This is a genomic window from uncultured Nitratireductor sp. (assembly GCF_913053745.1).
In the GTDB taxonomy this organism is placed as follows: domain Bacteria; phylum Pseudomonadota; class Alphaproteobacteria; order Rhizobiales; family Rhizobiaceae; genus Nitratireductor.
This window is the reverse complement of record NZ_CAJXGF010000139.1, coordinates 1-11,420: the sequence shown is the minus strand read 5'-3', so window position 1 is coordinate 11,420 and position 11,420 is coordinate 1. Positions and strand designations below refer to the sequence as shown.

Sequence of the window (11,420 nt, the reverse complement as noted above, 5' to 3'; positions counted from 1 at the left end):
GACGAGAATCAGCTCCACGCCGCCGTGGTCGAACTGGTCGCCCTCGACGATGCCGAAATCAAATACTCCACCGTCCAGAACTGGTGGCCGGGCGATGAGGACGGCAAGGGCGGTATCTACAATTTCGTGACCAAGCGCGGCGACTGCCGCGGCGCCCGCTCCAAGATCAGCTGGACCCAGGTTGAAACCGGCTCCGCCGTCACCTGGAAATATCCGTCCTGCATCCTGCGCGGCGACGACAGCGTGGGTGAGTTCTACTCCATCGCTGTCACCAATGGGCGCCAGCAGGCCGACACCGGCACCAAGATGATCCATCTCGGCAAGCGCACGAAGAGCCGGATCATCTCCAAGGGCATTTCTGCCGGAAAATCCGATAATACCTATCGCGGCCTCGTCTCGATCAACAAACGTGCCGAGAAGGCCCGCAACTTCACCCAGTGCGACAGCCTTCTGATCGGCGGACGTTGCGGCGCCCACACGGTGCCATACGTCGAGAACCGCCGCGCAGATGCTCAGCTGGAGCATGAAGCGACGACGACCAAGCTCTCCGAAGACCAGCTCTTCTACGCCCGCCAGCGCGGCCTCGGCGAGGAGCAGGCGGTGGCCCTGCTGGTCAATGGCTTCGTCCGCGAAGTCCTGCAGGAATTGCCGATGGAGTTTGCTGTGGAGGCCCAGAAGCTGCTGGAAGTCAGCCTTGAAGGCAGCGTCGGCTAAAGCTGGCAGCCGGAATCGCTTTTTCAGGTACCCAATTCCTGAGCTAAGGGCTTTCCCTTAGGCCTTGTCGGCCCTACATCGGCCCCATGTTGAAGATTGAGAACCTGACCGCCACCGTGGGCGAGGCTGAAGAGGCCAAGCAGATCATCAACCGGCTGACCCTTGAGGTGCCCGCCGGTGAGGTGCACGCTATCATGGGGCCCAATGGCGCCGGCAAGTCGACCCTGTCCTATGTCCTCACAGGCCGCAGCGGCTATGAAGTCACCGGCGGCAGCGCCACCCTTAACGGCGATGACATCCTGGAGATGGAGCCGGAAGAGCGCGCCGCCAAGGGCATGTTCCTGTCCTTCCAGTACCCGGTCGAGATCCCCGGCGTGCCGGTCATGACTTTCGTGCGCACGGCCATGAATTCCCAGCGCAAGCTGCGCGGCGAGGAAGAGATTTCAGCGCCGGACTTCATCAAGAAATCCCGCGAGATCGCAAAACAGCTAAAGCTCGATGCCGAGATGCTTAAGCGCCCGGTGAATGTCGGCTTCTCCGGCGGCGAAAAGAAGCGGCTCGAAATCTACCAGATGATGATGCTGGAGCCGAACTTTCTGATCCTCGATGAGACCGATTCCGGCCTCGATATCGATGCGCTGAAGATCGTTGCCGACGGCGTGAACGCGCTGCGTTCGCCCGACCGCGCCGTGATGGTGATCACGCACTATCAGCGGCTTCTCGACTACATTGTTCCCGACACGGTTCATGTTCTTTACCGCGGCCAGGTCATCAAATCCGGCGATAAGGATCTGGCGCTCGAGCTGGAGAAGAACGGATATACCGGCGTCATCGACGCTGCGGCTTGAGGTGTGCAGATGAATGTTCATGCCCAGAATACGCTGACGGAAGCGGAGACGGCGCTAATCGACAGTTTTGCAGGCCGTTTCTCCGACTTACCGGGAGATGCCGATGTGACCGTGAGGCGCGACGAGGCGCTCGAACTGCTAAAGCAGGGTTTGCCGACGCGTCGCGTGGAAGCTTGGCACTACACGGATCTGCGCCGACTGCTTTCGACGATTCCGGCGTTTAAGCCGGTCTCGGAAGCCGAAGCTGTTGCACCGCTGCTCGACCATGCAGTTGTCTTGCCTGTCCTCAATGGCACAGTGCATGATCGCGAGGCGGGACCTGAAGGTGTTGCCATTGCACGTCTTGCCGACAAATTGCAGGAAGGTGCAGTCGAAGCCGAGTGGCTCACCGCCGCCGACCGCTTCGATGCCGTCGGTGCGGTCAACGCTGCCTTCGTGTCTGACGGCTACTGGCTCGATATAGAAGAGGATGCCGAGCTCGAGCACCCGCTGGAGCTTCAAAACATTCACGCCGGTGGGCAGGTGCATGCTCGTTTTGTGGCAAATTTTGGCGTGAACTCCAAGGCCACTGTCGTTGAGCGTCAGACGGGTGCAGGGTCCGCTTTCGCCACCTCCATGACTCATCTCGACGTGGCTGACGGCGCTGAGGTTCTCTGGATTGTGCTTCAGGAACAGCCGGATGACACTGCCTATCTCGGCCGGTTCTCGGCCAAACTTGGCAAGGGAGCCAAGCTGACGCTTTTCGTGATGAACAGCGGCGGCAAGCTCGTCCGCCAGGAAGTGAAGGTGGTCGCCGGCGGCGAAGGTTCCGAATTCAAGCTGCGAGGTGTGAACCTGCTTGGCGGTGAAGCGCATTGCGACGTCACGATGGTGCTCGACCATACCGCGCCGGACACTTTTTCGACCGAGACACTGCGAAATGTCGTAACAGGCAAGGCAAACGGTGTGTTCCAGGGACAGATCCGCGTTGCGCAGATTGCCCAGAAAACCGATGCCAAGATGGCCTGCAACACACTGTTGCTTTCCGATGAGGCCGGGTTTTCCTCGAAGCCGGAACTTGAAATCTTCGCGGACGATGTGGCCTGTGGTCATGGTGCAACGGTCACGGACATCGAGGACGAACACCTTTTTTATCTGATGTCGCGCGGCATCGATGAAAAAATGGCTCGTGGCCTGCTGGTAAAGGCGTTCGTCGCGGAGGTGATCGAGGAACTCGAGGACCAGTCCGTGATAGAGGCGCTCGAGGCCAGGCTGGTTAATTGGTTCGCCGAGCACGGTTAAACCAACCCTAAAACCACTTGAGCCTGCATTTTTCTGTGCGGCAAGCGGGGTTCGAAATGGACCAGAAGGTCGATACTATGAGCTATGATGTCGAAGCCGTTCGCCGGGATTTTCCGATCCTGGCGCGCGAGGTTTACGGCAAGCCGCTCGTCTATCTCGACAACGGTGCCTCGGCGCAAAAGCCGCAGGCGGTGATCGATGCCGTTACGCATGCTTACAGCAACGAATACGCAAATGTGCATCGGGGCCTACATTTCCTCTCGAACGCCGCCACGGATTCCTATGAGAAAGCGCGCGAAACGGTCCGCCGCTTTTTGAATGCCGAAAGCGCTGACCAGATCATTTTCACCAAGTCGGCGACCGAGGCGATCAACACCGTTGCCTACGGTCATGCGATGCCCGATATCGGCGAGGGTGACGAGATCGCCCTGTCGATCATGGAGCATCACTCCAACATCGTGCCCTGGCATTTCCTGCGAGAGCGCCACGGTGCGAAACTGGCCTGGATTCCGGTCGATGAGGAGGGGGTGCTCACCGTTGAGGCATTCGAGAAGACGCTGACCGACCGCACCCGACTAGTCGCCATCACGCATATGTCGAATGTGCTTGGCACCGTTACGCCGCTGAAGGATATTATACGGATTGCTCATGAACGCGGCATTCCGGTTCTGGTTGACGGCAGTCAGGGAGCGGTACATCTGCCGGTCGATGTGCAGACACTCGACTGCGATTTTTATGTGTGTACGGGACATAAGCTCTACGGCCCTTCGGGCATTGGTGTGCTTTATGGCAAGAAGGAGCGTCTTGCCGCGATGCGGCCTTTCCAGGGCGGCGGCGAGATGATCGAAGACGTGACTCTCGATAGCGTCACCTACAACGACCCGCCGCACCGTTTCGAGGCGGGTACACCACCCATCGTACAGGCGATTGGGCTTGGTGCCGCGCTGGAGTATATCGAAGGCGTTGGTCGCGAAGCGATCGCAGCGTATGAAACCGATCTTGTACGCTATGCACATGAACAGCTCGGTCGCATCGATACACTCCGCATTTTCGGTAACGCGCCGGATAAGGGCGCCATTGTGTCCTTCGAGATCACGGGTATTCACGCGCACGACGTCTCCATGGTTATCGACCGTTCGGGTGTGGCTGTCAGGGCGGGAACGCATTGCGCGCAGCCCCTTTTGAAGCGTTTCGGTGTAACCTCCACCTGCCGTGCCTCATTTGGCATGTACAACACGCGTGAGGACGTTGATGCCCTTGCTGAAGCGCTTGAAAAAGCGCGGCGTTTTTTCGGATGAACGAGATGACTGACACACCGAAAGATACCGGACAGTATACTGAAGCGATTGCTGCCGAGGAGGCCGAAGCCAAGACGCATTCAGTATCCTCAATCCCGCAAGAAGAGCTTGCGCGGCTGACGGATGACATCGTCAGCGCGCTGAAGACCGTCTACGATCCGGAAATTCCCGCTGACATCTACGAACTTGGTCTGATCTACAAGGTGGATATCGAGGATGACCGCTCGGTGAAGATCGACATGACGCTGACTGCGCCGGGATGTCCGGTCGCAGGGGAAATGCCCGGCTGGGTGGAAAACGCCGTCAGCAGCGTCGAGGGCGTGGGCGAGGTGGAAGTGACCATGGTGTTTGATCCGCCCTGGACGCCCGATCGTATGTCCGAAGAGGCGCAGTTCGCTGTCGGCTGGTACTGAACGACAGGACGCACCGCCCTTGCAAGACGATCGATTCTTGCCCATCTTCACTACTAAGCCTTTCCGCGAGCCTTTCACTCGCTGTGAACGGAGAATGCGATGAGCCGATTTCAAGTGATGAGCATGACCGATGCGGCGGCTGGCCGCGTGCGCGATATCGTGGCTGCCCGCGATGGTGCCAAGGGAGTGCGCGTCGGCATTAAGAAGGGCGGATGCGCCGGCATGGAATACACGGTGGATCTGGTGACCGAAGCCGATCCCAAGGATGATCATGTGGAATATGAAGGTGCACATGTTTATGTCGCACCGGAGGCAGCGCTTTTTCTGCTAGGAACGCAACTGGATTTCGAAGTGACAAAGCTGCGCACCGGCTTCACCTTCAACAATCCCAACCAGACCTCGGCCTGCGGCTGTGGCGAATCGATCGAACTGAAGCCCGCGGACCTGAAAGCGCTCGCCGAGGCCCGCGGTCCTGCCTGATGGGCGGCTGCGTGTATGGATAACGACGCGATCCACGATCTTTTCGCCGGGCTTGGCCCTGTCGCGATCAGACGCATGTTCGGCGGCAGGGGCATCTATCATCAAGGTGTCATTTTTGCGCTGGAGATCGGCGGCGAGATCGTGCTGAAGGCCGATCAGAAAACTGTGACCGAATTCGAAAAGGCCGGTTCTCGCCAATGGATCTATGAAGGCCATAAGGGACGCGGGCCGGTAGCGATGCCGTATTGGTCCATTCCCGACATTGCTGTCGACGATCCCGACGAAATGGCGCGTTGGGCTCACCGCGCTTTCGAAGCAGGCCTTAGAAGCAAGAAGCTATAATTCTTCCATTTCATAAGAAACGCCGCCGACGAATGCCGCCGGCGGCTGCGTTCTGTTGATACGGGACGCGCTGTCAGGTCTTGACCGGGATCCTCATGAACGCCGGCACATCGTCGCCAAAGCCCACCGTAGCGTCTTCCTCACGTTGATGTCGCCGGTTCTCTTTGCGCGGTTCGGCTTTGTCCTGCTTTGCCTTGCGTTCGGCATTGTCAGATTTGATATCGTCCTTGCGCGGTTTCTTGCCGGACGTTTTTCTCTCTCCGCCTGCCGAGTCCTTCTTGCCGCCGCGTTTCGCGCCGCGCCCGCGTTTTTCTTCTTCGGCGCCGTCGTCGATCTGAAGCGTCGACAAATCGCCATCCAGCCACTCGACATCCTGACCAATCAGTTTCTCGATGGAGTCCATGTATTTACGGTCGGCCTTGGTAATCAAGGTGAAGGCCTTGCCGTCTCGGCCCGCGCGACCGGTGCGGCCGATGCGATGCACATAGTCGTCAGCGTGGGTTGGAATGTCGAAATTGAAGACGTGGCTCACATCGGGGATGTCGAGGCCGCGAGCGGCAACATCGGAAGCCACGAGGAGGCTGAGATTTCCCTTGCGGAAGTTCTCCAGCATCGTCATGCGCGCGCGTTGATCCATGTCGCCGTGCAGCGCGCCGGCGTCGTACTCATGGCGCGCCAACGAGCGGAACAGGGTCGCAACCTCGCTCTTGCGGTTGCAGAAGATGATCGCATTCTTCAGGGTTTCGCCCTCGGAATCGATCAGTGCGCGCAGCCTTTCACGCTTCTCCCACGGTTTGTTGCCGCACTTCACGAAGCGCTGGGTGATGTTCGTGGCGGTAGTGGCGGGGCGTGAGACCTCGACGCGTACCGGTGCCTGCAGAAACTGTTCGGTGAGCTTGGTGATCTCCGGCGGCATGGTCGCCGAGAAAAACAGGGTTTGACGGGTGAAAGGAATGAGTTTGCAGATGCGTTCGATGTCGGGGATGAAACCCATGTCGAGCATGCGGTCGGCTTCGTCGATCACCAGGATATCGACGCCAGTGAGAAGCAGTTTTCCGCGCTCGAAATGATCGAGCAGGCGACCGGGTGTCGCGATCAGCACGTCTGCGCCGCGCTCGAGTTTCTTTTCCTGTTCGTCGAAGGAGACGCCCCCGATTAACAATGCGATGTTAAGACGGTGGTTCTTGCCGTATTTGACGAAGTTTTCCTCAACTTGCGCGGCGAGTTCTCGGGTCGGCTCCAGAATGAGCGTGCGCGGCATACGTGCCCTCGCACGTCCGCGCTCCAGCCGTGTGAGCATGGGCAGTACGAAGGACGCTGTCTTGCCCGTCCCTGTCTGCGCGATGCCAAGCACGTCTTTTCCGGCCAGGGCGTGCGGTATGGCACCTGCCTGGATCGGAGTGGGTTGCGTGTAGCCTGCATCGGCCACGGCGGACAGGACCTTTTGGGACAGGCCCAGATCGGAAAATTTCAACGCTTCCTGAGCGGTGTCTTGTTCTTCTGCTGGCACGTTTCGGCTGTCTTTGTGTTTGCGGTCAATGCCGCCTTGTGAGGCCATAGGACCCCGAATCCCTGGTGGGCGTACGGCTTGGCGCGCGCGATGTCAACAGATCAGTTGCCGTAAAGTCAGCTATTGTTCAGTAACGGAACTGCTCTGAAAGAATGCGTTCGTTCCAGGAATGGCTCTCGTCGAACAGAACGGTAACCGTTTCATCGTGCGATTCGCGGACCGACACCGAGACCACAGATTTGATCTCGGTATGATCGGCAACGGCGTTCACCGGCCGTTTTTCCGGTTCGAGAATTTCGAAATGAACCGTCGCCTGATTGGACAGCAGGGCACCACGCCAACGGCGCGGACGAAATGGACTGACCGGTGTAAGTGCAAGCAAGGGGGCATCAAGCGGAAGAATGGGTCCGTGGGCTGAAAGATTATAGGCCGTCGAACCGGCCGGCGTCGCAACCATGACGCCGTCGCAGATCAATTCCTCGAGGCGCACCTTGCCGTCGATGGCGATGCGGATCTTCGCCGCCTGGTAGGATTGGCGCAGAAGCGAGACTTCGTTGACCGCCAGAGCCTTGACCGTGTTTCCGTCGGCGTCGATGGCTTCCATCTGCAAGGGACGAACTGTCTCCGGTATGGCGGCAGCGACACGGTCGCGCAGGCCGTCTTCCCGATACTCGTTCATCAGGAAGCCTATGGACCCGCGGTTCATTCCATAGATGCGCTTGCCAGCCCCCATCGTCTCGCGCAGTGTATGCAGCATGAAACCGTCGCCCCCCAGCACGACGATGACATCGGCATCCTCGGGGCGTTCCTGGCCGTAGAGCGCGGACAACCGCCTGGCCGCTTCCTGTGCGTCTTCAGTGTCGGCGGAAACGAAGGCAAGCGCCAATGTATTTTGGGTCATCGCAATCGGACAGGGCCTTGAATTCGAGGCAAACAGCTATCGGTTAGCATGTGCGCGAGTGCATGCAAAGACGGGTGGCGCCGCATTGATATGGGAAAGGCAAGGACAAGATGCCAGTTTTGATTTCACTCTTGCGCGGTTTGTGCTAACGGAGCGCCGGATGCCCTTGTAGCTCAGTTGGTAGAGCACCTGATTTGTAATCAGGGGGTCGGCGGTTCGAGTCCGTCCGGGGGCACCATGTTCTCCCGATTGCTGTTGGCGCATTTCTTATCGGTTCCGCGATCCGCGTTCCCGCTCTAGATATCGTCGCAATCCTCGGCGATCTGGGATTGATCGCTTTGTTCGATCTTTCCCTTCTCGATCCGGAAGCGCTCGCTGGTCAGCACGGAGTTGCCGGGGAACTCGTAGCATACGGTCACGACCTTCGTTGTGCCCAGTTCCTCCTCCAGTCGATAGCGTATATCGGTGCCTTTTCCCGAGGCTGTCTCCCAGGCGTCGAGCGAATCCAGGAATTCGGCCTTCGTCTGCTCGATGCCAATGTCGTTCAAGACGACCCGCGCGTCCTCGGCGAGGAGATCAGAGAGTTGTTCACGGTCCGCCGTGCGGAGGGCATCGAACCATTTGGCGAGGATATCGGTTTCCTCGGCCAATGAGGGCGGGATGGTGATGGCGACGATGGCCAGGATCAATGGCAATCGGTGCAGTTTCATTGAAAACCCCAATCCAGTGCTGTTGGCGCGCGATTCCGGCAGCGCCACTTTACCGGTATTATGGTTATACCGAAATCCCGGGGAATGCGTTGCGTTACCTTCGGTCCGACGCGCTTTTCAGATGCTGATAGGCGGCATAAAGAGAAACCGCCGCGGCGTTCGAGACGTTGAGCGAGCGGATCGCGCCTGGAACGTCGAGCCGTGCCAATGCGGATACGGTCTCGCGCGTCTTTTGCCGCAGGCCCTTTCCTTCGGCTCCCAAAACCAGCGCAATCCGGTTTTCGCGAAAGGTGTTTTCCAGTTGCTCGGGGCCGTCCGAGTCGAGACCGATGGTCTGGAATCCTGCTTGCGAAAGTTCCTCGAGCGCAGTTGCTAGGTTGCGCACTGTCAGGTGATCGATGTGTTCAAGCGCGCCGGAGGCGGCTTTGGCGAGCACGCCGGACTCGGCCGGGCTATGGCGTGCCGTCGTCACGAGTGCGTTGACGCCGAAAGCGACCGCCGAGCGCATGATGGCACCGACATTGTGCGGATCCGTCACCTGATCGAGGACAAGGACGAGTGCTGCGCCGTCGAGGTCCCGCAAAGGCTTGGGTTTGAGGGGCTCGGCCTCGATAAGGACGCCCTGATGGACAGCGTCAGGACCGATGAGGCGGTCGATTTCGCGCGGCTCGACGGTTTCGACCGGAAAGGGAAGGGCTGTGTATTTTTCCAGGTCGAGGCGCGCCGCCGCGTTTCGGGTCACGCGCAGGTGCTTGATCCGCCGTTTCGGATTGTCGAGCGCGGCGCGTACTGTGTGCAGTCCGTAAAGTCGAACGGTCCCGTCACCGCCATCACCGTCGCGAGTGAAGGGTTGTTGGCTGCCGCGCTTTTGTTGGTTGCGGTCCCTGTGGGCCCGCCGGAGGCGCGCGTAATGGCTGTCTTTCGGGGTCCGGGAATTGTGATCGTCGCTCATGGCGTCTCTATAGGCCCACAGCGCAATTCTGGAAACCGGATTCGCGCGATGAAAGTTTTTCGCGCTGGATTTGCGACAGGCTGTTGACACCGAAGTGCGGCCTCGTCATAAGGCGCATCGCGGAAGAGAACAGGGCGATTTGCCTACTCTGTATTCCGCCTCGTCGCTGAACTCTGACGGAAACGGAGGGGTGTCCGAGTGGTTAAAGGAGACGGACTGTAAATCCGTTCGCTATGCGTACGCTGGTTCGAATCCAGCCCCCTCCACCACCGCCATCAGAGCCAGCGAAGCGAACCCGGCGGGTATAGCTCAATGGTAGAGCAGCAGCCTTCCAAGCTGAATATGCGGGTTCGATTCCCGCTACCCGCTCCAGCTTATCCTTTTAAAATTGGTTTTAAATCTCGGTTCGGTATGGTTTGCGTCGTTTCGAGTTTCATTTGAAACGGCTCCCTCGCTCTGTTGATCACTGCCTCGCTCCGATAATCGTTGGAGCGATGCCTTTGTAAGGGGCGCAGTATGGCTTCATCCTTTTTTGGATGAATGTCGGAACTGAAGTTCCTCACGCGTCTTATCGAAGTCAGCAAGAGGAGAAATTCGATGAGTGCGCTTCGGGAAAAGGTTTCTTCGGCCATCGTTGCGGTGACCGACATTGGACGGGCGCGGCGCTTTTACAGTGACACGCTGGGCCTTGAACTCGAGGAGGAGGGTATGGAAGGGGTGCTGGTCTACAAGACCGGTACCACGCACCTGGTTGTTTACCCGTCCGAGTTTGCCGGCACCAACAAGGCCAACGCCGTGGTGTGGGATTGCGGTGCCGATTTAGATGCGATCGCTGCCGATTTGGTCGCCAAGGGCTTGGAACTCGAGCACTATGATATGGACGGGGTGACCTACAAGGACGGTGTTCATGAGGCGGGCGGGTTCAAAATGGTTTGGTTCAAGGATCCCGACGGCAACGTCCTGCACCTCAACAGCGCGTGAAACACCTCACCGCCCAGAACGAGCGCGATGACCCGCCCGGCAGAACGGGCGGGAAATATGCTGAGCCGTCGGTCACACGCAACTGTGACTTCGTTTCTGAAGAAAAAGGGCAGCGACTGCGACACCGGGCTGTTTCGAGCTTAGGTGGAGGCCCTCTTGACCATCACGTTCGGACCGGCCCCTTCGATGAGTGCAGCCGGTATGTTCAACCGGACAAGCACTCGATGGGTGGTCACCATGTTGATGTCTGAAGCGGGGCTTTCCGAAGCGCCGGCTGTTTTGCCTGGTGCGCGTTTCTCCGACACGTTCACCGCCGTCACCGATGAGCGCATCGATGCCTCCGTTGCCGTCGAGCGGGCGTTCATGACGTCTCCGGGATGGGTCGACAAGCTCATGGGGCTGCGGGACCGAATTGTCCGGCCGTTCGGTTTGAAGACCAGGAACCGGATGAATGGCTCGGCGTGCAAGGACAAACAGATTCTCTTTCGCGTCCTTGAGCGCTCATCGGATCGTGTGATTTTGGGGACCGATGACAAGCATCTGGATTTTCGGCTGATTCTCAGAGCCAACCCCACGGAAAGCGGGGGCACTCATGTCTCCTGCACGACTTTGGTGCGGCCGCACAATATGCTCGGTTGGCTCTACTTGGGATCGGTATTGCCATTTCACAAGCTGATCATGGCGGCGTTTATGCACCGCATTGTCGTTTGATGGAACAACTTGCTTCGTTTGGTCTTTGCATGGGCGACGCGCCGAAACGGTGTGCCGGCGCTTGCATCCATGCCGTGGATATCCGTTAAACCTGCTTGCCAAAGGGCCGGGGGCGGTAAAGGGGCTTGTAATTTATCGACTTTGTCGGTAATCGCCCCGCATCTAAAACCCAAACGCATCTACGGCGCCAAAGGAAGTTGCAATGGCCAAAGGTAAATTTGAGCGTACGAAGCCGCATGTGAACATCGGCACGATTGGTCACGTTGACCACGGCAAGAC

13 protein-coding genes, 3 tRNA genes and 1 pseudogene are annotated in these 11,420 nt (G+C 58.6%); 13 read left to right on the top strand and 4 right to left on the bottom strand.

Features of this window, described 5'->3' with window-relative positions:
* The 7 genes from QZ638_RS18735 to QZ638_RS18705 form a co-directional block, all read left to right on the top strand.
* Nucleotides 1-714: SufD family Fe-S cluster assembly protein (locus QZ638_RS18735; protein ID WP_295813420.1), on the top strand; the 714-nt coding region annotated here is incomplete at its 5' end.
* Between the two features lie 86 nt (nt 715-800).
* Entirely contained in the window at nt 801-1,562 is a 762-nt protein-coding gene (sufC, locus tag QZ638_RS18730; RefSeq protein ID WP_295813419.1) for a Fe-S cluster assembly ATPase SufC, read from the top strand.
* A 9-nt stretch (nt 1,563-1,571) separates the two neighbouring features.
* A complete protein-coding gene (gene sufD / locus QZ638_RS18725; protein ID WP_295813418.1) occupies nt 1,572-2,843 on the top strand; it encodes a Fe-S cluster assembly protein SufD in 1,272 nt (423 codons plus the stop codon).
* 56 nt (nt 2,844-2,899) lie between these two features.
* Complete coding sequence (locus QZ638_RS18720; RefSeq protein ID WP_295813417.1) at nt 2,900-4,141, top strand: cysteine desulfurase; 1,242 nt, start codon at nt 2,900-2,902, stop codon at nt 4,139-4,141.
* A gap of 5 nt (nt 4,142-4,146) precedes the next feature.
* On the top strand, nt 4,147-4,554 hold the full coding sequence (locus QZ638_RS18715; RefSeq protein ID WP_295813416.1) for an SUF system Fe-S cluster assembly protein: 408 nt from the start codon (nt 4,147-4,149) through the stop codon (nt 4,552-4,554).
* A 99-nt stretch (nt 4,555-4,653) separates the two neighbouring features.
* Nucleotides 4,654-5,034, top strand: a complete 381-nt coding sequence (gene sufA / locus QZ638_RS18710) for a Fe-S cluster assembly scaffold SufA (protein WP_295813415.1) — start codon at nt 4,654-4,656, stop codon at nt 5,032-5,034.
* Between the two features lie 15 nt (nt 5,035-5,049).
* On the top strand, nt 5,050-5,376 hold the full coding sequence (locus QZ638_RS18705) for a TfoX/Sxy family protein (protein ID WP_295813414.1): 327 nt from the start codon (nt 5,050-5,052) through the stop codon (nt 5,374-5,376).
* Between the two features lie 73 nt (nt 5,377-5,449).
* Here QZ638_RS18705 and QZ638_RS18700 read toward each other — a convergent pair whose 3' ends face one another.
* Nucleotides 5,450-6,850: a DEAD/DEAH box helicase gene (locus QZ638_RS18700; RefSeq protein WP_295813421.1), complete on the bottom strand. Its 1,401-nt coding sequence runs from the start codon at nt 6,848-6,850 to the stop codon at nt 5,450-5,452.
* Nucleotides 6,851-7,013: 163 nt separating this feature from the next.
* Nucleotides 7,014-7,787, bottom strand: a complete 774-nt coding sequence (locus QZ638_RS18695; protein ID WP_295813413.1) for an NAD kinase — start codon at nt 7,785-7,787, stop codon at nt 7,014-7,016.
* A 162-nt stretch (nt 7,788-7,949) separates the two neighbouring features.
* Between QZ638_RS18695 and QZ638_RS18690 the strand changes: the two genes are divergently transcribed.
* Nucleotides 7,950-8,025 (top strand) — tRNA-Thr (locus tag QZ638_RS18690).
* A gap of 58 nt (nt 8,026-8,083) precedes the next feature.
* On the opposite strand, the gene QZ638_RS18685 is transcribed toward QZ638_RS18690, so the two are convergent.
* Together QZ638_RS18685 and QZ638_RS18680 are read right to left on the bottom strand one after the other, a co-directional pair.
* On the bottom strand, nt 8,084-8,497 hold the full coding sequence (locus QZ638_RS18685; RefSeq protein WP_295813412.1) for a DUF4440 domain-containing protein: 414 nt from the start codon (nt 8,495-8,497) through the stop codon (nt 8,084-8,086).
* A 94-nt stretch (nt 8,498-8,591) separates the two neighbouring features.
* Nucleotides 8,592-9,449, bottom strand: coding sequence for an RNA methyltransferase (locus tag QZ638_RS18680; protein ID WP_295813411.1), 858 nt, complete (start codon nt 9,447-9,449; stop codon nt 8,592-8,594).
* Nucleotides 9,450-9,633: 184 nt separating this feature from the next.
* Here QZ638_RS18680 and QZ638_RS18675 point away from each other — a divergent pair.
* The 5 genes and pseudogenes from QZ638_RS18675 to QZ638_RS18655 all read left to right on the top strand — a co-directional run.
* Nucleotides 9,634-9,718, top strand: a tRNA-Tyr gene (locus tag QZ638_RS18675).
* Nucleotides 9,719-9,747: 29 nt separating this feature from the next.
* Nucleotides 9,748-9,821 (top strand) — tRNA-Gly (locus tag QZ638_RS18670).
* Nucleotides 9,822-9,989: 168 nt separating this feature from the next.
* A complete protein-coding gene (locus QZ638_RS18665) occupies nt 9,990-10,430 on the top strand; it encodes a VOC family protein (protein ID WP_295813410.1) in 441 nt (146 codons plus the stop codon).
* Between the two features lie 156 nt (nt 10,431-10,586).
* The gene (locus QZ638_RS18660) at nt 10,587-11,141 is read left to right on the top strand and encodes a DUF2867 domain-containing protein (protein WP_295813409.1); all 555 of its coding nucleotides are present in this window, start codon (nt 10,587-10,589) and stop codon (nt 11,139-11,141) included.
* A gap of 202 nt (nt 11,142-11,343) precedes the next feature.
* Nucleotides 11,344-11,420 (top strand): annotated as a pseudogene (locus tag QZ638_RS18655) (elongation factor Tu); the annotation flags it as partial.